The sequence below is a fragment of the Frigidibacter sp. MR17.14 genome, from assembly GCF_037095735.1.
Lineage (GTDB): Bacteria > Pseudomonadota > Alphaproteobacteria > Rhodobacterales > Rhodobacteraceae > Frigidibacter.
The window spans coordinates 890869-912960 of record NZ_JBAWKD010000001.1; the positions used below are offsets into that span (position 1 = coordinate 890869).

Annotated in this window: 23 protein-coding genes; 11 read left to right on the forward strand and 12 right to left on the reverse strand. The window is 67.5% G+C overall.

The features are described 5' to 3' along the window. Window positions 1-172: 172 nt before the first annotated feature. Window positions 173-2797, forward strand: coding sequence for a DNA mismatch repair protein MutS (gene mutS / locus V8J36_RS04200; RefSeq protein ID WP_336466188.1), 2625 nt, complete (start codon window positions 173-175; stop codon window positions 2795-2797). Here the strand turns inward: mutS and V8J36_RS04205 are convergent. The 3 genes from V8J36_RS04205 to hrcA form a co-directional block, all read right to left on the reverse strand. Next, the gene (locus V8J36_RS04205) at window positions 2767-3114 is read right to left on the reverse strand and encodes a hypothetical protein (protein WP_336465986.1); all 348 of its coding nucleotides are present in this window, start codon (window positions 3112-3114) and stop codon (window positions 2767-2769) included. The two genes, mutS and V8J36_RS04205, sit on opposite strands and share 31 nt — an antisense overlap. Before the next feature lie 294 nt (window positions 3115-3408). Beyond that, complete coding sequence (locus tag V8J36_RS04210) at window positions 3409-3963, reverse strand: nucleotide exchange factor GrpE (RefSeq protein WP_336465987.1); 555 nt, start codon at window positions 3961-3963, stop codon at window positions 3409-3411. Between the two features lie 29 nt (window positions 3964-3992). Then, window positions 3993-5051: a heat-inducible transcriptional repressor HrcA gene (gene hrcA / locus V8J36_RS04215; RefSeq protein ID WP_336466189.1), complete on the reverse strand. Its 1059-nt coding sequence runs from the start codon at window positions 5049-5051 to the stop codon at window positions 3993-3995. 118 nt (window positions 5052-5169) lie between these two features. Here hrcA and rph point away from each other — a divergent pair, with 118 nt between their 5' ends. From rph to V8J36_RS04240, 5 genes are read left to right on the forward strand one after another with little or no spacing between them, the layout of a single operon-like run. Beyond that, window positions 5170-5880: a ribonuclease PH gene (gene rph / locus V8J36_RS04220; protein WP_336465988.1), complete on the forward strand. Its 711-nt coding sequence runs from the start codon at window positions 5170-5172 to the stop codon at window positions 5878-5880. Further along, window positions 5880-6488: an RdgB/HAM1 family non-canonical purine NTP pyrophosphatase gene (rdgB, locus tag V8J36_RS04225; protein WP_336465989.1), complete on the forward strand. Its 609-nt coding sequence runs from the start codon at window positions 5880-5882 to the stop codon at window positions 6486-6488. Before rph ends, rdgB begins: the two co-directional genes overlap by 1 nt. Then, complete coding sequence (locus V8J36_RS04230; RefSeq protein ID WP_336465990.1) at window positions 6485-6865, forward strand: RidA family protein; 381 nt, start codon at window positions 6485-6487, stop codon at window positions 6863-6865. The genes rdgB and V8J36_RS04230 overlap by 4 nt, the downstream gene beginning before the upstream one ends. Before the next feature lie 5 nt (window positions 6866-6870). Next, window positions 6871-8016, forward strand: a complete 1146-nt coding sequence (gene hemW / locus V8J36_RS04235) for a radical SAM family heme chaperone HemW (protein WP_336466190.1) — start codon at window positions 6871-6873, stop codon at window positions 8014-8016. Between the two features lies 1 nt (window position 8017). After that, entirely contained in the window at window positions 8018-8383 is a 366-nt protein-coding gene (locus V8J36_RS04240; RefSeq protein WP_336465991.1) for a YbaN family protein, read from the forward strand. A 4-nt stretch (window positions 8384-8387) separates the two neighbouring features. Here V8J36_RS04240 and V8J36_RS04245 read toward each other — a convergent pair whose 3' ends face one another. From V8J36_RS04245 to V8J36_RS04275, 7 genes are all read right to left on the reverse strand, one after another. Then, entirely contained in the window at window positions 8388-9260 is an 873-nt protein-coding gene (locus V8J36_RS04245; protein WP_336465992.1) for a ParB/RepB/Spo0J family partition protein, read from the reverse strand. 47 nt (window positions 9261-9307) lie between these two features. Further along, entirely contained in the window at window positions 9308-10108 is an 801-nt protein-coding gene (locus V8J36_RS04250; protein WP_336465993.1) for a ParA family protein, read from the reverse strand. Then, a complete protein-coding gene (gene rsmG, locus V8J36_RS04255; RefSeq protein WP_336465994.1) occupies window positions 10101-10721 on the reverse strand; it encodes a 16S rRNA (guanine(527)-N(7))-methyltransferase RsmG in 621 nt (206 codons plus the stop codon). Before rsmG ends, V8J36_RS04250 begins: the two co-directional genes overlap by 8 nt. Next, a complete protein-coding gene (gene mnmG, locus V8J36_RS04260) occupies window positions 10711-12585 on the reverse strand; it encodes a tRNA uridine-5-carboxymethylaminomethyl(34) synthesis enzyme MnmG (protein WP_336465995.1) in 1875 nt (624 codons plus the stop codon). Before mnmG ends, rsmG begins: the two co-directional genes overlap by 11 nt. 33 nt (window positions 12586-12618) lie before the next feature. Next, on the reverse strand, window positions 12619-13893 hold the full coding sequence (mnmE, locus tag V8J36_RS04265) for a tRNA uridine-5-carboxymethylaminomethyl(34) synthesis GTPase MnmE (protein ID WP_336465996.1): 1275 nt from the start codon (window positions 13891-13893) through the stop codon (window positions 12619-12621). Window position 13894: 1 nt separating this feature from the next. After that, window positions 13895-15181 carry a transcription termination factor Rho gene (gene rho, locus V8J36_RS04270; protein ID WP_336465997.1) on the reverse strand — a complete coding sequence of 429 codons (1287 nt, stop codon included), beginning with the start codon at window positions 15179-15181 and terminating at the stop codon, window positions 13895-13897. A 162-nt stretch (window positions 15182-15343) separates the two neighbouring features. After that, window positions 15344-15796: a CopD family protein gene (locus V8J36_RS04275; protein ID WP_336465998.1), complete on the reverse strand. Its 453-nt coding sequence runs from the start codon at window positions 15794-15796 to the stop codon at window positions 15344-15346. 426 nt (window positions 15797-16222) lie between these two features. On the opposite strand from V8J36_RS04275, the gene V8J36_RS04280 reads away from it, so the two are divergent. From V8J36_RS04280 to dnaQ, 4 genes are read left to right on the forward strand one after another with little or no spacing between them, the layout of a single operon-like run. After that, a complete protein-coding gene (locus V8J36_RS04280; RefSeq protein WP_336465999.1) occupies window positions 16223-16831 on the forward strand; it encodes a Maf family protein in 609 nt (202 codons plus the stop codon). Next, window positions 16828-17664, forward strand: a complete 837-nt coding sequence (locus tag V8J36_RS04285; protein ID WP_336466000.1) for a shikimate dehydrogenase — start codon at window positions 16828-16830, stop codon at window positions 17662-17664. Before V8J36_RS04280 ends, V8J36_RS04285 begins: the two co-directional genes overlap by 4 nt. Then, window positions 17661-18263, forward strand: coding sequence for a dephospho-CoA kinase (gene coaE / locus V8J36_RS04290; RefSeq protein ID WP_336466001.1), 603 nt, complete (start codon window positions 17661-17663; stop codon window positions 18261-18263). The genes V8J36_RS04285 and coaE overlap by 4 nt, the downstream gene beginning before the upstream one ends. Next, window positions 18256-18960 carry a DNA polymerase III subunit epsilon gene (gene dnaQ / locus V8J36_RS04295; protein WP_336466002.1) on the forward strand — a complete coding sequence of 235 codons (705 nt, stop codon included), beginning with the start codon at window positions 18256-18258 and terminating at the stop codon, window positions 18958-18960. The genes coaE and dnaQ overlap by 8 nt, the downstream gene beginning before the upstream one ends. A gap of 1 nt (window position 18961) precedes the next feature. On the opposite strand, the gene xylB is transcribed toward dnaQ, so the two are convergent. Beyond that, window positions 18962-20404, reverse strand: coding sequence for a xylulokinase (xylB, locus tag V8J36_RS04300; RefSeq protein ID WP_336466003.1), 1443 nt, complete (start codon window positions 20402-20404; stop codon window positions 18962-18964). Window positions 20405-20901: 497 nt separating this feature from the next. On the opposite strand from xylB, the gene V8J36_RS04305 reads away from it, so the two are divergent. After that, a complete protein-coding gene (locus V8J36_RS04305) occupies window positions 20902-21744 on the forward strand; it encodes a YihY/virulence factor BrkB family protein (protein ID WP_336466004.1) in 843 nt (280 codons plus the stop codon). Here the strand turns inward: V8J36_RS04305 and V8J36_RS04310 are convergent. Next, window positions 21716-22090, reverse strand: coding sequence for a phage holin family protein (locus V8J36_RS04310; RefSeq protein ID WP_336466005.1), 375 nt, complete (start codon window positions 22088-22090; stop codon window positions 21716-21718). The two genes, V8J36_RS04305 and V8J36_RS04310, sit on opposite strands and share 29 nt — an antisense overlap. Between the last annotated feature and the right edge of the window lie 2 nt (window positions 22091-22092).

Below are 22092 nucleotides of genomic sequence, written 5' to 3' on the forward strand. Positions count from 1 at the left end.
TGGAAAGTCCGACTCAACCCAGGCGGCAGCCACACGCCGGGATGGTATGACGACTTCGCATTTCCCGCAATTCCCCTGCGCAGGTCCCGGGGTTTCGCCGGCGGCCCCGCTCGGCTAGGGTCCGGGTCCGATCAGCAAGGGGACCGACGTGGCCGACGGAACCGTCACGCCGATGATGGCGCAGTATCTGGAAATCAAGTCCGCGAATGCGGGGGCGCTGCTCTTCTACCGGATGGGCGATTTCTACGAGATGTTCTTCGATGATGCCGTCGCCGCCTCGGCCGCGCTTGACATCTCGCTGACCAAGCGCGGCCAGCATCTGGGGCAGGACATCCCGATGTGCGGCGTGCCGGTCCACGCCGCCGAGGCCTATCTGCTGACCCTGATCCGCAAGGGCTTCCGGGTGGCGATCGCCGAGCAGATGGAGGACCCGGCCGAGGCGAAGAAGCGCGGCTCGAAATCCGTGGTCGCGCGCGACGTGGTGCGGCTGGTCACGCCCGGCACCCTGACCGAGGAAAGCCTGCTGGATGCGCGGCGGGCGAACTGGCTTTGCTCCTGGGCCGAGGTCCGCGACGAGGGCGCGCTGGCCTGGGTCGACATCTCGACCGGCGAGATGCGGGTCACCGCCTGCCCGCTGTCGCGGCTGGCGCCCGAACTGGCCCGCCTTGCCCCGCGCGAACTTCTGGTCAGCGAAACGCGCGAGGCCGACTGCGCCGAGATCACCGCCGATTTGGGCCTGTCGCTGACCCCGCTCGCGCGCGTCAGTTTTGACAGCGCCGGGGCCGAGCGGCGGCTTTGTGCGCTTTACGGCGTGGAAACGCTCGAGGCCTTCGGCAGTTTTGACCGCGCGGAACTGGCCGCGCTGGGCGGCATCGTCGATTACCTCGAACTCACCCAGCGCGGCCGGCTGCCGCTGTTGCGCCCGCCACTGCGCGAGGCGACCGGCGCCGCGATGCAGATCGACGCCGCGACCCGGCGCAACCTTGAACTGACGCAGGCGCTGTCGGGGGGCCGCGAAGGCTCGCTTCTGTCGGCCATCGACCGGACGGTGACCGCGGCCGGCGCGCGCCTGCTGGAACGGCGGATCTCGGCGCCCTCGCGCGATCTGGCCGAGGTGCGCGACAGGCTCTCTGCCGTCGGTTTCCTCGTGGAACAGGGTCGGTTTCGCGACGACCTGCGCGAGGATCTGCGCCGGGTGCCGGACATGGACCGCGCGCTCTCGCGCCTTGCCCTCGACCGCGGCGGCCCGCGCGACCTGACGGCGATCCGCGCCGGGCTGACCGAGGCCGGGCGCATCGCGGGCATGCTCGGGCGCGCCGAGGTGCCGGCAAGGCTGGCGGGCGCGGCCGCCGATCTTCAGGGCCATGACGCGCTTCTCGACCTGCTCGAGGCCGCGCTGGTGGCCGAGCCGCCGCTCTTGGTCCGCGATGGCGGCTTCATCGCCAGCGGCCACGAGCCCGAGCTGGACGAGACCCGCGCGCTGCGTGACGAAGGCCGCGGCGTCATCGCCCGGATGCAGGGCGAATACATCGAACAGACCGGGGTCCAGAGCCTGAAGATCAAGCACAACAACGTGCTGGGCTATTTCATCGAGACGACCGCGACCCATGCCGAGAAGATGCTGGGCGCGCCGCTGAACGAGACCTTCATCCACCGGCAGACCACCGCCAACCAGGTCCGTTTCACCACGGTCGAGCTGTCGTCGCTGGAAACCCGGATCTTGAACGCCGCGAACCACGCGCTAGAGATCGAAAAGCGGCTCTATGACAGGCTCAAAGGCTCTGTTCTGGCCGAGGCGGCCCGGATCGGTGCCGCGGCCCGGGCGCTGGCCGAACTCGACCTTTCGGCTGCCTTCGCCGATCTCTCGGTGACCGAGGGCTGGTGCGAGCCGCATGTCGACGACAGCCGCGCCTTCGACATCGAGGCCGGGCGGCACCCGGTCGTCGAACGCGCGCTGCGCCGGACGGGCACGCCCTTCGTGGCCAACGACTGCCCCCTGACTGAGGACGCCACCCCGGCGATCTGGCTGATCACCGGCCCGAACATGGCGGGCAAGTCGACCTTCCTGCGCCAGAACGCGCTGATCGCGCTTCTGGCGCAGGCCGGCAGCCACGTGCCGGCGGCCTCGGCCCGGATCGGCATGGTCAGCCAGCTTTTCAGCCGCGTCGGGGCCGCCGACGACCTCGCCCGCGGGCGTTCGACCTTCATGGTCGAGATGGTGGAGACCGCGGCGATCCTCAATCAGGCCGACGACCGGGCGCTGGTGATCCTCGACGAGATCGGCCGCGGCACGGCGACCTATGACGGGCTCTCGATCGCCTGGGCGGTGATGGAGCATCTGCACGGCCAGAACCGCTGCCGCGCGCTTTTCGCGACGCATTACCACGAGATGACCGCGCTCTCGGCCAAGCTGGAAGGGGTCGAGAACGCCACGGTCGCGGTCAAGGAATGGGACGGCGAGGTGATCTTCCTGCACGAGCTGCGTCGCGGTGCCGCCGACCGCAGCTATGGCGTGCAGGTGGCGCGACTTGCCGGCCTGCCGCCGGCGGTGATCGAGCGGGCGAAGGTGGTGCTCGAGGCGCTGGAGAGGGGCGAACGCGAGGGTGGCGGCCGCAAAGCCGCGGTGATCGACGATCTGCCGCTGTTTTCGGCGGTGCGGCCCGCGGTTCCGGTCGTGGCAGCGCCGGGCGGACCGTCGCCGCTCGAGGAACGGCTGTCGGCGCTGCACCCGGACGAGATGTCCCCGCGCGAGGCTCTGGCAGAGCTTTACCGGCTGAAGGACCTCGTGGCCCGGTAGCCCGCGGCGGCGCGGGCGGCGAGCGGGTCTGGCTTCGGCGCCTCGCGCTCGGCCGCGCGCTTCAGCGCCATCTGCCGTTCCGCGGCCTGACGGACGGCACGGGCGAATTCCTCTTCGGTGAACCGGCCGCGGGCGGCCTCTGCCAGCTTCTGCGCCTCGGCCCGGTCCATCCTGCCGCTGACCAGCGCCGCCGCGGCCAACTGGTTCAGCCGGCGCAGGATCTCTGCATCGCTGAGCGGCTTCGGTGCCGCAGGCTTTTCAACCACCGGCGGCACGGGCGCGGCGCGGCGGCCGAGGAAGAGATCGAAGAACGACATGCTTTTTTCGCAGATTTGAGTCGATTGGCTGCGTTCTCTTCTACGCAACCAGTCCTGCATCCGCGAGCAGAAGGTGAAGAAAGGGTTAAAGGCCCCGGCAAGGCGGGGCGGCATCCGAAAGGGCGGCATCGGGTCCTCCGGCAGGGGCGATCATCGGCCAGAGGCTGCAGACGAAATCGGGCGGCGGGGTGGCGGCGGAGCGTTCCACGCGCGACCAATCCCCCGTGAAACGGCGAAACGAAAACGGCCCGCGCCGGGGGCGCAGGCCGTTTCATGTGAAACACCGATCGGGGATCAGGATTTCGGGGTCGAGCTGACGCCGACCTGCGCGGGGCGCAGCAGGCGGTCGTGCAGAAGGAAGCCCTCGGCCATCACCTGGATGATGTCGCCGGCCTTGGTGCCGGGCACCGGTGCCTCAAACATCGCCTGGTGGATGTTCGGGTCGAAGGTGTCGCCGACCTGCGGCATCACCGCCTCCATCCCGTGCTTCGAGAAGACTTTGACCAGCTCGCGCAGCGTCAGCTCGACGCCCTCGATCAGCGGGGCAGCCGCGGCGCGCTCTGCCTCGCCCGCGTGGTCCAGCGCGCGGCGCAGCGCGTCATAGACCGGCAGCAGGTCGCGCGCGAGCTTCGAGCCGCCGTACTGCTCGGCCTCGCGGCGGTCGCGGTCGGCGCGCTTGCGCGAATTCTCGGCGTCGGCGAGCGCCCGCATGAAGCGGTCCTTCAGCTCGTCGCGCTCGGCGGTCAGCGCGGCGATCTCGCCGTCCTGGGCCGCATAGCCGGCTTCGTCCGCCGGTTCGTGGATCTGTGCCTGATCCTCGAGGATCTCGTCTTTTTTCGTGTCGCTCATGTCTCAACCCTTGCCCCGGTGTCCCGGTCCTATCGCTCCGACAGGAGCCGCCCCACCAGCTGCGCCGTGTAATCGACGATCGGAACGATGCGGCCATAGTTCAGCCGCGTCGGACCGATGACGCCGATGGCACCGATGATCTTACGGTCAGCGTTCATATAGGGAGAGACCACCAGAGAGGAACCCGAAAGTGAGAAAAGCTTGTTCTCTGACCCGATGAAGATGCGCACCCCGTCGCCGCCCTCGGCGAGTTCGAGGAAATCGACGATGTCGCGCTTGCGTTCGAGGTCGTCGAACAGCGTGCGCACCCGCGCCAGTTCCGCAGCCTCGGCCGCGCCGATCAGGTTCGACCGGCCGCGCACGATCAGCCGTTCATAGCTTTCACCCGCATCCTGCCAGAGCGCGAGCCCGCTTTCCACGAGGTCCTGCGCCAGCCCGTCCAGCTCTTGCCGATGCGCTGCGATCTCGCGCGCGATATGGCCGCGCAGGTCGCTGAGCGTCTTGCCCTCGGCCACTGCGTTCAGGAAATTCGCCGCCTCGCGCATCGAGGACGGCGTCTGGCCCAGCGGTGGCCGGAAGACGCGATTCTCGACATGGCCATCGGCGAAGACCAGCACCACCAGCGCCCGGTCCGGGGCCAGCGAGACGAATTCGATGTGGCGGATCGGCGCCTCGCGCTTCGGCGCCAGCACGAGGCTTGCCCCTTGCGTCAGCCCCGACAGCGCCGAGCCGACGCGGTCCAGCAGCGTGCCCACGTCGCGCTCGTTAGACCCCAGCGTCGCATCCAGCGCGGCGCGGTCGTCGGGCCCGACGGTCGCAACCTCCATCAGCCCGTCGACGAACATCCGCAGACCCAACTGCGTCGGCACCCGGCCGGCCGAGACATGCGGGCTGTCCAGAAGCCCGAGATATTCCAGATCCTGCATCACGTTGCGGATCGTTGCGGCCGAGACCTTCTCGGACATCGACCGCGTCAGCGTGCGCGAACCGACGGGTTCGCCCGAGGACAGATAGCCCTCGACCACGCGGCGGAAGACCTCGCGCGAGCGCTCGTTCATCTCGGAAAGGAGTTTGGACCCTTCGGTCATCTGGCCTGCCATCGTGGGCCGATCCTGCCGCGTTCCGGCACCCGAGGCAACTGGCCGCGGGCTTGCATATGCAAGGGCGAAACCTCTAATGGGCCCAATTGTGAGGAAAGGACGGACCATGCGCCCCTCTGGCCGGAAACTTAGCGAAATGCGCCCGATCTCGATCGAAACCGGGATCACCAAACATGCCGAAGGCTCGTGCCTGATCAAGGTCGGCGACACCCATGTGCTGTGCACCGCCACGGTCGAGGAAAAGGCCCCGCCCTTCCTGAAGGGCACCGGTCTGGGCTGGGTCACCGCCGAGTACGGCATGCTGCCGCGCGCGACCAACAGCCGCAACCGCCGCGAGGCCGCTGCCGGCAAGCAGTCGGGCCGCACGCAGGAAATCCAGCGCCTGATCGGCCGCAGCCTGCGCGCCGGCATCGACCGCGTCGCGATGGGCGAGCGCCAGATCGTCGTCGACTGCGACGTGATCCAGGCCGACGGCGGCACCCGCTGCGCCTCGATCACCGGCGGCTGGGTCGCGCTGCGCCTTGCGGTGAACAAGATGCTGGCCGCGGGCGTGCTGAAAAGCGATCCGCTGGTCGAGCATGTCGCGGCCGTCAGCTGCGGCATCTACGGCGGCCAGCCGGTGCTGGACCTCGACTATCTCGAGGACAGCGAGGCCGGCACCGATGGCAACTTCATCCTGACCGGCTCGGGTCGGCTGGTCGAAGTGCAGATGTCGGCCGAGGGCGCGACCTTCTCGCGCGACGAGATGGGCCAGCTTCTCGATCTGGCCGAGGCCGGCATCGCCGAGCTGGTCGCGGCGCAGAAAGCCGCGATCTGATGCCCCGTTTCACGGGAAACAGGCTGCTGGTCGCGACGCATAACGCAGGCAAGCTCGAGGAGATGGTCGAGCTGCTGGCGCCCTACGGGATCGAGGTGGTCGGCGCCAAGGCGCTGGCCCTGCCCGAGCCCGAGGAAACCGGCACCACCTTCGTCGAGAACGCCCGCATCAAGGCCCATGCCGCCGCGCAGGCGACCGGCCTGCCGGCGCTGTCGGACGACTCGGGGATCGAGGTCGACTGCCTGAACGGCGCGCCCGGCGTCTACACCGCCGACTGGGCAGAGACGCCTTCGGGGCGCGACTTCGTGATGGCGATGGAAAAGACCTGGGCCGCCTGCGAGGCCGAGGCCGCGCCCCTGCCCCGCACCGCCCGCTTCCGCTCGACCCTCGTGCTGGCCTTCCCCGATGGCAGCGACGAGGTCTTCGAAGGCAAGGCCGAAGGCCAGCTGGTCTGGCCGATCCGCGGCACCCAGGGCCACGGCTACGATCCGATGTTCCAGCCCGAGGGCGAGACCCGGACCTTTGCCGAGATGGGCCATGACGAAAAGAACCGCATCAGCCACCGGGCCGATGCCTTCCGCAAATTCGTGAAAGGATGCTTTGAATGAGCGCCAAACTGATCTCGTCCGGTTCGCCCTTCGAGGCGACGATGGGCTATTCCCGCGCCGTGGTGAAGGGCGACTGGTGCTTCGTCTCGGGCACGACCGGCTATGACTATGCCACGATGACCATGCCCGAAGCCGCGGCCGATCAGGCCGACAACTGCTTCAAGACCATCGCGGGCGCGCTGGAACAGGGCGGCTTCACGCTGGCCGACGTGGTGCGCGTGCAATACACGCTGGCCCGCGCTTCGGACTTCGACGCCGTCGTGCCGGTGCTGGGTAAGTGGTTTTCGGAAATCCGCCCGGCCGCGACGATGGTCGTGGCGCCCCTGATCAAGCCCGAGATGCTGATCGAGATCGAAGTCACGGCCCTGAAGGGCTGATGACGATGGAGGACTGGCAGAACGGCGGTTTCGGTCTTTACCTGCACTGGCCGTTCTGCGCCTCCAAGTGCCCCTATTGCGACTTCAACAGCCATGTCTCGGCGACCATCGACCAGTCGCGCTGGCAAGGAGCCTATCTTTCCGAGATCGAGCGGCTGGGCCGGGAAACCGGCCCCCGCGTTCTGGACACGGTGTTCTTCGGCGGCGGCACGCCCAGCCTGATGGACCCCGATCTGGTGGCGGCGATCATCGACAAGATCCGCGCCACCTGGCCCATGCGCAACGATGTCGAGATCACGCTGGAAGCCAACCCCGGCTCGATCGAGGCCGGACGGTTCCGCGGCTATCGGCAGGCGGGCGTCAACAGGGTCTCGATGGGGCTTCAGGCTCTGAATGATGTGGATCTGCGGCGGCTGGGACGGCTGCATTCCGTGGCCGAGGCGCGGGCCGCCCTCGAGATCGCCCGCGACACGTTCGAGCGCGTCAGCTTCGACATGATCTATGCCCGGCAGGACCAGACGCCCGAGGCCTGGGCGGCGGAACTGCACGAGGCGATCGCGATGGCGGTCGATCACCTGTCGCTCTACCAGCTGACCATCGAGGACGGCACCGCCTTTGGCGCGCGTCATGCGGCAGGTGGTCTGCGCGGCCTGCCAGACGAAGACAACGCGGCCGACATGTACCACCTGACGCAGGAGATCTGCGCCGCGGCGGGCATGCCGGCCTACGAGATTTCGAACCACGCCCGCGACGGCGCCGAAAGCCGGCACAACCGCATCTACTGGTCGGCCGGCGACTGGGGCGGCATCGGCCCCGGCGCGCATGGCCGGCTGACGCTGGGTGGCCAGCGGCTGGCGACCGAAACCGAAAAGGCGCCGCTGCGCTGGCTGGCGATGGCCGAGGCCGGTTCGGGGGAAACCCTTCGCGAGGGATTGGCGTTGCAGGATCAGGGCGCCGAATACCTGATGATGGGTCTGCGGCTGACCGAGGGCCTCGACCTGTCGCGGCTGGAACGCATGATGACGCTCGATGCCGGCAAGCTGGCGGGGCTGGAGGAACTGGGGATGATCGAGCGCACCGAGGACCGCCTGCGCGCCACCGCCCAAGGCCGCGCGGTGCTGAACGCGGTGATCCGCGAGCTCATGGCCTGAGATGCAGCAGGCGACCCGGATCCTCTGGGCGACCCTCGGGTCGCTCGCCCTGGCGCTGGCGGTGATCGGGCTGCTTTTGCCGCTGATGCCGACCGTGCCCTTCGCACTGGCCGCGGCCTTCTGCTTCGCGCGCTCGTCCGAGCGCATTCACCAGTGGTTGCTGAACCACCGCCACCTTGGCCCGCCAATCCGCAACTGGCAGGAACGGCGCTCGATCGGACGCCGGGCGAAGTGGCTGGCGACCGCGTCCTTCTTCGGGTCGGTCGGGATCGCCACCGCGCTGGCCCTGCCCCCGGTGGCGATCGCGGCGCAGGCCCTGACGCTGGCCTGCTGCGCGCTGTTCATCTGGACGCGGCCGGACGCCTGATCGCCTAGCGCGACAGCATCCGGCACAGCTCGTCGAGCTGTTCGAGATCCTTGTACTCGATGCTGAGCGAGCCTGAGCCATCGGCGCGGAAATCGATCGAGACCTTCATCCCCAGCGTCGCCGAGAGGTCGCCCTCGAGCACGCGGGTATCCGCGTCCTTTTCGGCAGCGCGCGGCCGCGACGGACCTTTCGGTGCCGCGCCGGCGGGATCGGCGGGCTTTACCAGCTTTTCGGTCTCGCGCACCGAGAGCCCGCGGTCGATGACCTGCTTGGCCAGGACCGCGGCATTGTCGGTGGTGATCAGCGCCCGCGCGTGACCGGCCGACAGCCGCCCCTCTCGCAGGTGATCCAGCACCTCGTCGGGCAGCGTCAGCAGGCGCAGCAGGTTGGCGATATGGCTGCGCGACTTCGACAGCGCCTCGGCCAGCTTTTCCTGCGTGTGCCCGAAGCGGTCCATCAACTGGCGATAGGCCATCGCCTCTTCCACCGCGTTCAGGTCGGCGCGCTGGATGTTCTCGATGATCGCGACTTCCAGAACTTCGGTATCGCTGAAATCGCGCACGATCACCGGCAGGTCATGGACCTGGGCCATCTGCGCCGCGCGCCAGCGACGTTCGCCGGCAACGATCTCGTACATGCCACCGTCGCGCTCGCGCACGATCAGCGGCTGGATCACGCCCTTCTCGCGGATCGAGTCGGACAGTTCCTGCAGCGCCTCGGGGGTGAAGCGGCGGCGCGGCTGGTCGGGGTTCGGGACGATCTTCTCGACCGGCACCCGCAGATCGGCGCGGCGCGGTTGTTCGACCGTCGGCGCCGGGCCCACATCCGCCATCAGCGCAGAAAGCCCACGCCCCAAGCCGCGTTTCTTGTCCATCATCGCAGATCGCCCCCTATTTAGTCTCGTCGTTCTTGCGAACTACAATATCATGCCAGAACGGAGGTCCGCCCAAGCAATTCCTTGGCCAGTGCCCGATAGGCCTGGCTGCCCTTGGACAGCGGATCATAAGCCAGCACCGGAACCGCGAAAGACGGCGCCTCGGACACCCGGACGTTCCGCGGCACCACGGTTTCGAACACCAGCTCGCCCAGCGTGTCGCGGGCATCTTGCTCGACCTGCTGCGACAGGTTGTTGCGCGCGTCGTGCATGGTCAGCAGGACACCATCGATCCGCAGATCCGGGTTCGCGCTGGCCCGCACCTCGCGGATCGTCAGCATCAGTTGCGACAGACCTTCCAGCGCGAAGAACTCCGCCTGCAGCGGCACCAGCACAGAATCCGCCGCCACCATCGCGTTGATGGTCAGCAGGCTCAGCGAGGGCGGGCAATCGATCAGCACGAACTCGAAGCCGAAGGCGTCGATCGCCACCTGGCGCAGCGCATCGCGCAGCAGGTAGCTGCGCTTTTCATTGGCCATCATCTCGATATCGGCCGAGCTGAGATCGGTGGTGGCCGGGCAGATCCAGACGTTCTTCGTCTGCGTCTCTCGGATCACCTTTTCCAGCGGCGCGTCGTCGATGATCAGGTCATAGGTCGTCAGTTGGCGGTCGTCGACGCCGTAGCCGGTCGACGCGTTCCCCTGCGGATCGAGGTCGACGATCAAGACGCGACGCCCGGCTTCGGCAAGCGCCGCCGCGAGGTTGATGGCAGTCGTGGTCTTGCCCACCCCGCCCTTCTGGTTCGCGACGGCGACGATGCGGGGGGCCGGAGGCCGGGACAGGTCAGACACGGGAGATGCCTCTCACTCTAAGAACCGCAGCGGCTGGATCGGTGACACTTGCAAGGGTTTCGACATCGAAGGACCAGATCGCACGCGCCTCGGCGATCTCCGCCGCATGGGTCGCACCTTTCGGAAACAGCGCCACCCCACCCGCGGCGAGATGTCGGTCCGCAAACCCCAGCAATGCCGAAAGGGGCGCCAAGGCCCGCGCGGAAAGCACGTCCGCGCCCGCGGCCGGAACCTTCTCGATACGGTCGGGGATCACGATCGCCGAAAGACCGAGTTCGCGGGCCACGGTCGCCAGGAACGCGGCCTTGCGCATATCAGATTCCACCAGCGTGACCTTCATTTCTGGCGAGAATTCCGCCGCCATTACGGCAACGACGAGCCCCGGGAAGCCGCCGCCGGACCCGAGATCCACCCAATGCCTCGCGCTTTGGGGCGCGAGGGTAAAGATCTGAGCGGAATCGCGGATGTGCCGATCTTCAAGCGTGTCGAGCGAGTTGCGCGAGACGAGGTTGATCGCAGGGTTCCATTTCCGCACCAGCGCCGCATAGGCAGCCAGCCGGTCGGATGTTTCACGTGAAACATTGCTGAGCGCGGCGTCAAAATCAGCCGGCACGGCGGAGCCGATCCATTTGACGAATCCGAGCGAGGATCAGCGTCATCGCGGCCGGCGTCATGCCGTCGATCCGACCCGCCTGAGCGAGGCTCGCCGGCTGCACACGCTTCAGCTTGGCCTTTAGTTCATTCGACAGACCGCCGAGGTCGTCGTAGACGAAGGCCGCCGGGATCAGGACCTCTTCATCGCGACGCATTGCTGCGACATCCGCCTTCTGCCGGTCGATATAGTTCGCGTAGAGTGCGTCACGCCCGAGCTGCTCGCGGGTTTCGAGGTCGATGCTGTCGAGACCCGGGAAGGCCGGCGCGAGTTGGTCGAAGCTCACACCTTCGAACGCCAGAAGCTGCATCCCGGTCCTGCGTTGGCCGTCCTGACCGACACGGATGCCGATTGCGTTGGCCTCGGCGGGGCTGAGGCGAACGCTTTCCAGCACCCCCCTGCCCTGCTCGATCCGCTCCATCTTGTCCCCAAAGGCGCCAGCACGGGCCGCACCCACGCAGCCGACGGCCAGACCGATCGGCGTCAGGCGCTGGTCGGCGTTGTCGGCACGCAGGCTCAGGCGGAACTCGGCGCGCGAGGTGAACATCCGATAGGGCTCGGTCACACCACGGGTGGTGAGGTCGTCTATCATCACACCGATATAGCTGTCAGAACGCGAGAAGATCAGCGGCGCCTCGGCTTTGGCGGCAAGCGCCGCATTCAGGCCAGCGACCAGGCCCTGGGCTGCAGCTTCCTCATACCCCGTCGTCCCATTGATCTGCCCCGCGAGATAAAGACCCGGCACGGCACGGCATGCCAGCGTCGCGTCCAAGGCCCGCGGGTCGACATAGTCATATTCGATCGCGTAGCCGGGTTGGGTGATGACGACATTTTCCAGCCCGCGCATGGACCGGACGTAGTCGTGTTGAACCTCCTCGGGCAGCGAGGTCGAAATGCCATTCGGATAGACGGTCGGATCGTCGAGCCCCTCGGGCTCGAGGAACACCTGATGCGACTCCTTGTCGGCGAACCGCACGACCTTGTCCTCGATCGACGGGCAATAGCGCGGTCCGACGCCCTCGATATGGCCGCCATACATCGCAGATCGGCCCAGGTTCGCGCGGATGATGTCATGGGTCCGCCCGTTGGTATGGGTGATCCCGCAGGCGATCTGCCGCGCAAAGGGCGTCTTGTGAAGGAAGCTGAACAGCACCGGGTCGTCATCGCCCGGCTGCTCCTCCAGTACCGACCAGTCAATCGTCCGCCCATCCAGTCGCGGCGGGGTACCGGTTTTCAGGCGCCCCACCGGCAGGTTCAGCCCACGGATCCGCTCGGCCAAGGGCAGCGACGGCCGGTCGCCCATCCTGCCGCCAGAGCTGCGGCGGTCGCCGATGTGAATGACACCGTTCAGGAAAGTGCCAGAGGTCAGAACGACCGATCGTGCGCCAAGGCCGGATCCATCGGCGAGCACGACGCCAGCGACGCGACCCGCTTCAATCCGCAGATCGGCGACTTCGCCTTCGATCACGGTCAGATTCTCGCGGCCCTCAAATTCCTGCGCCATCGCGGCACGGTAAAGGCGCCGGTCCGCTTGCGTGCGCGGCCCCTGCACGGCCGGGCCCTTGCGGCGGTTGAGGAGCCGGAACTGAATCCCGGCCCGATCCGCAACGCGGCCCATGACGCCATCCATCGCATCGATCTCGCGAACAAGATGGCCTTTACCCAGCCCACCGATGGCCGGATTGCAGGACATCACGCCAAGATCGCCCCGGCGCAGGGTGACCAAGGCGGTTTCGGCGCCGATGCGCGCCGCGGCCTGTGCCGCTTCGCAGCCGGCATGACCGCCGCCGATGATGATGACGTCAAAATGTTTCACGTGAAACATCCCCCATGAGCCGGCCTGCCGACACCCGTGCGCCTATTTCCCGATACAGAACGAGGTGAAGATTTCACCCAGAAGGTGCTCCACATCCACGCGACCGACGAGCGAGTCAAGCGCCCGGATCGCGCGGCGCAGATCTTCCGCCGCCAGCTCTGCCCTGGTTGCCCCGCCTCTTACAGCAATTCGCGCCGATTCAATAGCCTCGATCGCGGTCAGGATCGCCAGCCGGTGGCGTTCCCGCGTGACCAGCGCAGCGCCGGACGCCCGCGCCGCCAGAACCGCGGTGACCTGCGCCACAAGCTCCGGCACCCCTGCCCCGGTCTTGCCGGATACGCCGCCGCCGGCATCGGCCTTGCCTCGGATCACGATATCCTGATCCACCGGATCCAGGCCCATGGGCAGGCCGTCGTCAGAGCGCAGGAAGATCCGCAAGTCCGCGGCCGCCGCGCGGTCCAGTGCGCGCTGCACGCCGATCGCCTCGACCCGGTCTTCCGTCTCGCGCAGCCCGGCCGTGTCGAGCAATGTCACCGCCAGTCCGTCGAGGTCCATACGCACCTCGATGACATCGCGCGTCGTACCGGCCACCTCAGAGGTGATCGCGGCTTCGCGTCCGGCCAGTGCATTCAGCAGCGTCGACTTGCCGGCATTCGGAAGGCCGACGATCGCCACTTCGAACCCGTCACGGATGCGCTCGGACATCGAAGCCCCCGCCGCCTCGCGCGCAAGCTCTGCCTGAAGCGCATCGAGCAGGGCCAGAACCTCGGGCGTGACATCGACCGGCACATCCTCGTCAGCGAAATCGATGGTCGCCTCGATCAATGCGGCAGCGCGGATCAGCTGCGACCGCCAGGCCTCGGCCCGGACGCCGATGGCACCGGAAAGCACGCGCAGCGCCTGGCGCCGCTGGGATTCGGTTTCAGCCTCGATCAGATCGGCAAGGCCTTCGACCTGCGCGAGATCGAGGCAGCCGTTTTCCAGCGCCCGTCGGGTAAATTCGCCCGGCTCCGCCAAACGCAGGCCGGGGATCCGCGACAGGCTGGCAAGCACCGCGTTCACCGTGGCAATCGAACCGTGCAGGTGCAATTCGGCGCTGTCTTCCCCTGTGAAGCTGGCACCGCGCGCAAAGGTCAGGACCAGCGCCTGATCCAAAACCACGTCGCCGTCGCGCAGGGTCCGCAACGACGAGCGGCGCGGTTCGGGAACCGCGCCGGCAAGGTGTTTGACCGCTGCAAAGGCAGCAGGGCCAGAGATGCGGAGGACCGCCACCCCGGCCCGGCCACGCGCCGAGGCCAGGGCGTAGATCGTATCCATGTCAGCCGTTCATCGACTCGAAGAATTCCGAGTTGGTCTTGGTCTGCTTCAGCTTCGAGATCAGGAACTCGATGGCATCGGTGGTGCCCATCGGGTTCAGGATGCGGCGCAGCAGGAAGGTCTTCTGCAGGTCCTTCTGGTCGACCAGCAGGTCTTCCTTCCGGGTGCCCGACTTGAGGATGTCCATCGCCGGGAACACGCGCTTGTCGGCGACTTTGCGGTCCAGCACGATCTCGGAGTTGCCGGTACCCTTGAACTCTTCGAAGATCACCTCGTCCATCCGCGAACCGGTGTCGATCAGCGCGGTGGCGATGATGGTGAGCGAACCGCCCTCTTCGATGTTCCGCGCCGCGCCGAAGAAGCGCTTTGGACGCTGCAGCGCGTTCGCATCGACGCCGCCGGTCAGGACCTTGCCCGACGACGGCACCACGGTGTTGAAGGCACGACCAAGTCTTGTGATCGAGTCGAGAAGGATCACAACATCTCGTTTATGTTCGACCAAGCGCTTGGCCTTTTCGATCACCATCTCGGCCACGGCGACGTGACGGGTTGCGGGTTCGTCGAAGGTCGACGAGATCACCTCGCCCTTCACCGAACGCTGCATGTCGGTGACTTCCTCGGGACGCTCGTCGATCAGAAGAACGATCAGGTAGCATTCCGGGTGGTTGCGTTCGATCGAATGGGCGATGTTCTGCAGGAGAACCGTCTTGCCGGTCCGCGGCGGCGCCACGATCAGCGAGCGCTGGCCTTTCCCGATCGGCGAGACCAAGTCGATGATCCGGGCCGAGCGGTCGCGGATCGTCGGGTCCTCGATCTCCATCTTCAGCCGCTCGTTCGGATAGAGCGGCGTCAGGTTGTCGAAGGCGACCTTGTGACGCGCCTTTTCGGGATCGGTGAAGTTGATGCCCTCGACCTTGATCAGCGCGAAATAGCGTTCGTTCTCGCCGGGGGCGCGGATCACGCCCTCGACGGTGTCGCCGGTGCGCAGGCTGTACTGGCGGATCATGTCGGGCGAGACATAGATGTCATCGGGGCCGGGCAGGTAGTTCGCCTCGGGCGAGCGCAGGAAGCCGAAGCCGTCCTGCAGCACTTCCAGCACGCCGTCGCCGCCGATCGTGTAGCCTTCCTCGTCGGCATATTCGCGCAGGATCGAGAACATCATCTCGCCCTTGCGCATCGTCGAGGCGTTCTCGATCTCGAGCTCTTCCGCCATGGCCAGAAGATCCGCCGGGCTTTTCGCCTTCAGATCGGACAGGTTCAGGCGTTCGTCTTCGAGGATGTCGGACATGGACACTCGTGCAATGGGGCCGGGCCCGGAGCACCGGGGCGGGCGTGAGATCGGTTCTGGTCAGTCGGGAAGCGCGATGGGCCGGACGGCCCTGCTGGCGGCGGAGATAAGGACTGAGGGCGCGCGAGTCAACGTTCTTGGCAAAGTCCGCGGCGAGCGGCGTCAGAACTTGAGGATCACCGAGAGGACGATCACCACCAGAAGCAGCGTCGGCACCTCGTTCATGATCCGGTAGCTGCGGCCCGAAAGCCCATGCCCCGCGGCCAGTTTGCGGCGCTGGCCTGCCAGCCACATGTGAAACACCGTCATTGCGATGACCGCGGCGGCCTTCGCCCAGGGCCAGGCATAGGACCAGCTGACGATCCCCGGCGTGGCGACCAAAGCCAGGCCGAAAATCCAGGTCGCGATCATCGACGGGTTCATGATCAGTCTCAGCAGCTTCGCTTCCATGATCACGAAACTGTCGAAGGGTTCGGAACCCGGTCCGCCTTCTGCGCGTTCCGCGTGATAGACGTAGAGCCTTGGCAAATAGAAGATCCCGGCCATCCACGCGATCACCGAGATCACATGCAGGCTCTTGGTCCAGGGATAGAGGGTCGCGAGCAGGTCGGTCATCGTTCGGATCCCTCGGTCAGGCGGTCCCTCCCTATTATCAATATATTTAAGAAGAAGAAGAGATGATGAATTAGTAGGGCCTGTGGATCACGGGATTTCCCGGGTTGTCCGGCGGGTTTCCCACAGGATCCGGCCTGTGGACGAAGCGGTGACTAAGGCGCATCCGCCGCTTCAGGTTTCTCGGAATTTCCATTTGAATCAGCGTCATGCTTTTTGCGCCCTGTTGGCCTGCCTGTGGGTTTCCTGTGGGTGCTGTACGATCGCTGCACCGCAGCCCACACCGGGCGGGAAACCCGTTCAACAGGTGGAAAAGGGGGTAGCGGACCGGGGGCGCTTCGGGTGAAACAGGGGGTGTCGGGGCGGGCAGGCGATCCACCCCCGCGCCACCAAGAGGGTTCCACCCGAGTCCCGCACAGGAATATCCACATGCCCCTTCCCCAGCCGCCGCTGATCCTCGCCTCGGGCTCGACAAGCCGGCGCGCGATGCTCGAGGCCGCCGGCCTGGCCATCGAGACCCGCCCCGCCCGCATCGACGAAGAGGCGATCCGCGCCGCGCTGCAGGTCGAGGGCGCGAGCCCCCGCGATCAGGCCGATGCGCTGGCCGAGATGAAGGCCCGCAAGGTCTCCGACAAGGCGCCGGGGGCGCTCGTTCTGGGCGCTGACCAGATCCTGGAGCTGAAGGGTGAAGTCTTCGTTAAGCCGGAAACGCCAGAGATCGCGCGCACGCAGATCCGCGCCCTGTCCGGCAAGACCCACAGGCTGCTGTCGGCGGCGGTGATCTATCGCGACGGCAAGCCGCTCTGGCGTCATGTCGGCGAGGCGCGGTTGACGCTGAACGAACTTTCGGATGGGTTCATCGACGGATATGTCTCTCGTAACTGGGACGAGATCCGCCACACCGTCGGCGGCTACATGATCGAGAAGGAGGGCGTGCGCCTGATGGCACGCATCGAAGGAGACCACTTCACCATCCTCGGGCTGCCGCTGCTGCCGCTCTTGTCCTGGCTGCGCGTCACCGGGGAGATCGAGGCATGAGCGACCATCCCCGGATTCCGCTGGCCGGCGTCATCGGTTCCCCCGTCGCGCATTCCCGCTCGCCGATTCTGCACAACTACTGGCTGAAGCGGTACGGGCTGCCCGGCCACTACATCGCGATGGACATCGCGCAGGCCGATCTGAAAGAGGTGCTGCGCACCCTGCCCAAGGCCGGTTTCGTCGGTTGCAATGTCACGATCCCGCACAAGGAAACCGTGCTGCAGATCGCCGACGTGGTCACCGACCGTGCCGCGCTGATCGGGGCGGCCAACACGCTGATCTTCCGCCGCGACGGCAAGATTCATGCCGACAACACCGACGGCTACGGCTTCGTCGCCTCGCTGCGCCAGAACGCGCCGCACTGGGCCCCGCAAAGCGGCCCGGCGGTGGTGCTGGGCGCGGGCGGCGCGGCGCGGGCGATCGTCGCCTCGCTGCTCGAGGTCGGCGTGCCCGAGATCCGCATCGCCAACCGCTCGCGCCCGCGAGCCGAGGCGCTGCGGCAGGAATTCGGTGCGAAGCTGGTGGTCTGCGATTGGACGCAGGCCGGGTCGATGTTCGACGGCGCGGCCACCGCGGTGAACACCACCGCGGTCGGCATGGTCGGCAAGCCCGAGCTGGTGCTGCCGATGGACGACCTCTCGCCCGACTGCATCGTGACCGACATCGTCTATACCCCCCTGCGCACCCGTTTTCTGGAAGACGCGGCGGCGCGCGGCTGCACGACGGTCGACGGGCTCGGGATGCTCCTGCACCAGGCGACGCCCGGGTTCGAGCGCTGGTTCGGCCATCGGCCCGAGGTCGATGACGCGACCCGCGCCGCGGTGCTGGCGTGACGGCAGCCCGGCCGTTCCGGCTGGGCCTGACCGGCTCGATCGGGATGGGCAAGTCGACGACGGCGGCGATGTTCGCGGAAGCCGGCGTGCCGGTCTGGGATGCCGACGCGACGGTGCACCGGCTTTACGCTGCGGGTGGGGCTGCAGTGCCGGCGATCGCCGCGCTGGCCCCCGAAGCGGTGATCGGCGGCGCGGTGGACCGTGGCCGGCTGAAGGACTGGCTGGCCGGCGACCGCGCGCGGCTTGCGGCGCTCGAGGCGGCGGTGCATCCGCTGGTGTCGGCTGACCGTTCGGATTTCATCGCACAGAATGCAGGCAAACCACTGGTCCTGTTGGACATTCCCCTGCTTTACGAGGCAGGCGGCTTTGCCGATGTCGATGCGGTGGTGGTGGTGTCCGCCCCGCCAGAGGTGCAACGTGACCGCGTTCTGGCCCGCCCGGGCATGACGCCCGAGGCGCTGGAGATGATCCTGTCGCGCCAGCTTCCCGATGCCGAAAAGCGCACCCGCGCCGATTACGTGATAGAGACCGTCTCGCTCGACGCCGCCCGCGCGGCTGTCGCGGATCTGGTCGCCAAACTGGGGAAATCCGATGCGTGAGATCGTTCTCGACACTGAAACCACCGGTTTCGACCCTTCGACGGGCGACCGGATCGTCGAAATCGGCGCGGTCGAGCTTTACAACCACATGCCGACGGGCCGGACCTATCACCAGTACATCAACCCCGAACGGTCGATGCCGCAGGATGCCTTCGAGGTGCACGGGCTGGGCGACGACTTCCTGCGCGACAAGCCGGTGTTCAAGTTCGTGGGGCAGGCGTTTCTGGACTTCATCGGCCCGGATTCGAAGCTGGTGATCCACAATGCCAGCTTCGACATGAAATTCCTGAACGCAGAACTGGGCTGGGCCGGCCTGCCGGTGATCCCGATGGACCGCGCGGTCGACACCGTGATGATCGCGCGGCGCAAATTCCCGGGGTCCCCGGCCTCGCTGGACGCGCTGTGCCGTCGGTTCGGCGTCGACAACTCGGCGCGCGAGAAACACGGGGCGCTTCTGGACAGCGAGATCTTGGCCGAGGTCTACCTCGAACTGCTGGGCGGAAGGCAGCCCGACCTCGTTCTGGCGTCGGGCCCGCAGGTGCAGGCCGGTGCCGGTGCCGCGGTGATCGAGGCCTGGCGCCCCTCGCCTCGCCCGCAGCCCCTGCCGCCCCGGATCACCGAGGCGGAGATCGCGGCCCACGAGGCCTTCGTCAAGGGCCTGGGCGAGGCCGCGGTCTGGTTGCGATACGGCGACTGATCTAGAGCGCGGCCACCGCGTCGCGGGTGCGTCGCCAGCGGTCATAGCCTGCGTCGAAAGCCTGTTTCAGGGTCGAAGTAGGCTCTATCACGCGGGCGATCTCGGGCTGGGTGCAGATTTCGACCCCGGCCCCCTCGGTGGCCATCAGCCCCATCCGCGCAGCCCCGAAGGCACCGCCGAAATCGCCGGCGACCGGCAGCGACACCGGCGTGTCGAGCACGGTCGCGATCACCCCCAGCCAATAGTCCGAGCGCGAGCCCCCGCCCACCGCCAAGAGGCTGTCGAAGCGGGTGCCGGTCGCGGCCAGCGCGTCGCGGCAGTCGCGGATCGCGAAACTGACGCCCTCCAGCACCGCGCGGGTCAGCGCGTCGCGGTCTGTCCCGTGTTCAAGACCAAGGAATCCCGCACGGATCGCGGCATCGTTCAGCGGCGTGCGCTCGCCGCCCAGATAGGGCAGGAACCGTGCCTTGCCGGGAGCCTGAACCGTGTCGCCCAGCGCGCGCACGAGGTCGGCGGCACCAAGACCCGCCCCCCGCGCCCACCAGTTCAGCGCGTCTGTCGCGGCCAGGATCACGCCCATCTGGTGCCAGGTGTCGGGGATCGCGTGGCAGAAGGTGTGCACCGCCGTCGCCGGATCGGGGCGATAGCCGTCATCGGCGGCGAAGAGCACGCCCGAGGTGCCGAGCGAGACGAAGGCCTCGCCCCGCCTCACCACGCCGACGCCAAGCGCCGAGGCGGCATTGTCGCCCGCCCCGCCCGCGACGACGACCGAGGCCGACATGCCGAATTCCTGCGCGACCGCGCCGCGCAGCGTGCCCGAGGGCGCCGAGCCTTCGACCAGCGCGGGCATCTGCGAGCGCGACAGGCCGGTCTTGGCCAGCAGATCGTCGGACCAGTTCCGCGCGCCGGTGTCGAACCAGCTGGTGCCGGCCGCGTCCGACATGTCGCCGACATGGCCGCCGGTCAGCCAGAGCCGCAGGTAATCCTTCGGCAGCAGCACCTTGGCGACCTTCGCGAAGATCGCCGGTTCGTGGCGGGCGACCCAGACCAGCTTCGGCGCGGTGAAGCCCGGGAACACGATATTGCCGGTGACGGCGCGGAATTGCGCATCGGCATCCAGCTCCGCCGCCTCGCGATGCGCGCGCGTGTCGTTCCACAGGATGCAGGGGCGCAGCACCCGGTCCTCGGCATCCAGCAGCACCGCGCCATGCATGTGCCCTGACAGCCCGATCCCGCGCACCGCGGCAAGACTGCCGTGCTTCTGTGCCAGCGCGGCCAGCACCGTCTTCGTGGCCTCGATCCAGTCGGCGGGGTCCTGTTCCGACCAGCCCTCGGCCGGGCGCGAGACGGTCAGCGGCGCGGTCGCCTCGGCCAGGATCGCCTGATCGGCATCCATCAGGATCGCCTTCAGCCCCGAAGTGCCCATGTCGAGCCCGATATACATCCGCGATCCTCCTGTTTGCGCTACCGAGAGATCGCGCGGCGGCGCGTGAAGGGCAAGCCCCGCGCGGCGAAACCTGCCGATCCGCGCACCAGAAAACCGCAGGCCGGGCCGTCGCGAAAGATTCTGAAAAATTGTTCGAAACCCGTGGAACCCGTCCGGAGGATCGACGTTTATCCTGCGAACCGCCGTGGCTTTGCCGGGCCGCAGCGGTGATCCGGCTCAGGTCCCCGCCAATGCCGGATGCCGCGGAACGCACCCTGCCCCACAGTCCCTCACACGGGTGCGTTCCGCGGCTCCCCATTCCCCCGAAGTCGATTTGATGCATTCGTGCCGCGCATTTACGCCGATCGCGCGCGCGTGATTGCACCCCGGTGAACCGTTCGTCACAGTTCGCGCGTATCACGCGACAGAGGGCCGACGGCTTGCGCGGAGGAGGCGTCCTGCAGATTCCACCCCTGAAGACTTTCCTCGAGATCGGCTCGGGGATCCTGAAGATCATGGATGAACGCAACCTCGGCCTCGTCGCGGCGGGGGTGGCCTTCTACGCCATGTTCGCGATCTTCCCGGCGCTGGCGGCGGTCGTGTCGGTCTGGAGCTGGCTGGCCGCCGATCCGGACGTGCTGGAAAGCTATCTGCAGGTCGCGCGCGGCTTCATCCCGGACGTGGCCTTCGGGCTGATCGCGGGGCAGGTTTCGGCGCTGGTCGACGCCTCTGCGCAAAGCGGGATCGGCTGGCGCACCTTCCTGTCGCTGCTGATCGCGCTCTGGTCGACGCGGGCGGGCCTCGCCTCGGTCGTGCAGGGGATCAACGCGATCCACGGCTATCCGAACCACAAGCTGTCGAAGCAGTTCATCCTGCCGATGATCCTGACGCTGACCGTGCTGGGCATGGCGATCGCGGCGCTGGCCACGGTGGTTGTGCTGCCGCTTCTGCTGCATGTCCTGCCGCTGGGCCCGATCGAGGGGCGGATAATCGGCGGGATTCCCTGGGTTATCACCTTCCTGCTGCTGCTGATCACCATCGCCATGGTCTACCGCTACGGGCCGAACACCCGCCGCGCCCTCAGGGCCGGATGGCTGACGCCGGGCGCGGGGCTCGCGGCGCTGCTCTGGGCCGCGGCCTCGATGGCCTTCTCGATCTACCTGTCGAATTTCGGAACCTACAACCGGATCTACGGCTCGCTCGGGGCCGGGATCGCGCTGCTGATGTGGTTCTATCTTTCGGCCTACGCGGTGCTGCTGGGCGCCGCGCTGAACCATGTGCTGGGCATCCCGCGACCGCATTCCGAGGATATCGGCGGCCGCGGCCCGGTCATTTCGAGGCGCGGGCCCCCGATCTGAACCCTTCGCCGAAGCTCTTTCCGGTTTCGAGCCCGGCCAGGAACGCCTCGGCCAGCGGGGGCGGCGGCGGCGCGGTGGCCAGCGGCAGCGCCACCGGCGGCGGCGGTGCGGGGCGGCGCAGCATCGCCACCGCGACCAGCGCGACCGCGAGATAGAACAGCGCGACGATCAGCGCGGCCCAGGCAGCGCCCAGAACGTCCGACAGCGCGATGAAGCCCGCGGCGGTCGCGAAGGCCAGCGCCACCAGCGCCGCGATCCCGGCAAGCAGGCCCAAAGCGGCCGAACGCGCCAGTCCGGAGACGGCGCGTTGCAGCTTCAGTTCAAGGGCGGCGATGATCCCGCCCATGG

Coding starts and splice junctions, on each gene's coding strand:
- rdgB (WP_336465989.1), top strand. CDS start 5,880: ATGCCCCGTTTCACGGGAAACAGGCTGCTGGTCGCGACGCATAACGCA.
- mutS (WP_336466188.1), top strand. CDS start 173: ATGATGGCGCAGTATCTGGAAATCAAGTCCGCGAATGCGGGGGCGCTG.
- hemW (WP_336466190.1), top strand. CDS start 6,871: ATGGAGGACTGGCAGAACGGCGGTTTCGGTCTTTACCTGCACTGGCCG.
- V8J36_RS04240 (WP_336465991.1), top strand. CDS start 8,018: ATGCAGCAGGCGACCCGGATCCTCTGGGCGACCCTCGGGTCGCTCGCC.
- xylB (WP_336466003.1), bottom strand. CDS start 20,404: ATGTATATCGGGCTCGACATGGGCACTTCGGGGCTGAAGGCGATCCTG.
- V8J36_RS04305 (WP_336466004.1), top strand. CDS start 20,902: ATGGATGAACGCAACCTCGGCCTCGTCGCGGCGGGGGTGGCCTTCTAC.
- V8J36_RS04275 (WP_336465998.1), bottom strand. CDS start 15,796: ATGACCGACCTGCTCGCGACCCTCTATCCCTGGACCAAGAGCCTGCAT.
- rho (WP_336465997.1), bottom strand. CDS start 15,181: ATGTCCGACATCCTCGAAGACGAACGCCTGAACCTGTCCGATCTGAAG.
- mnmE (WP_336465996.1), bottom strand. CDS start 13,893: ATGGATACGATCTACGCCCTGGCCTCGGCGCGTGGCCGGGCCGGGGTG.
- mnmG (WP_336465995.1), bottom strand. CDS start 12,585: ATGTTTCACGTGAAACATTTTGACGTCATCATCATCGGCGGCGGTCAT.
- dnaQ (WP_336466002.1), top strand. CDS start 18,256: ATGCGTGAGATCGTTCTCGACACTGAAACCACCGGTTTCGACCCTTCG.
- V8J36_RS04230 (WP_336465990.1), top strand. CDS start 6,485: ATGAGCGCCAAACTGATCTCGTCCGGTTCGCCCTTCGAGGCGACGATG.
- V8J36_RS04310 (WP_336466005.1), bottom strand. CDS start 22,090: ATGGGCGGGATCATCGCCGCCCTTGAACTGAAGCTGCAACGCGCCGTC.
- V8J36_RS04210 (WP_336465987.1), bottom strand. CDS start 3,963: ATGAGCGACACGAAAAAAGACGAGATCCTCGAGGATCAGGCACAGATC.
- V8J36_RS04205 (WP_336465986.1), bottom strand. CDS start 3,114: ATGTCGTTCTTCGATCTCTTCCTCGGCCGCCGCGCCGCGCCCGTGCCG.
- V8J36_RS04285 (WP_336466000.1), top strand. CDS start 16,828: ATGAGCGACCATCCCCGGATTCCGCTGGCCGGCGTCATCGGTTCCCCC.
- V8J36_RS04245 (WP_336465992.1), bottom strand. CDS start 9,260: ATGATGGACAAGAAACGCGGCTTGGGGCGTGGGCTTTCTGCGCTGATG.
- rph (WP_336465988.1), top strand. CDS start 5,170: ATGCGCCCCTCTGGCCGGAAACTTAGCGAAATGCGCCCGATCTCGATC.
- V8J36_RS04280 (WP_336465999.1), top strand. CDS start 16,223: ATGCCCCTTCCCCAGCCGCCGCTGATCCTCGCCTCGGGCTCGACAAGC.
- hrcA (WP_336466189.1), bottom strand. CDS start 5,051: ATGACCGAAGGGTCCAAACTCCTTTCCGAGATGAACGAGCGCTCGCGC.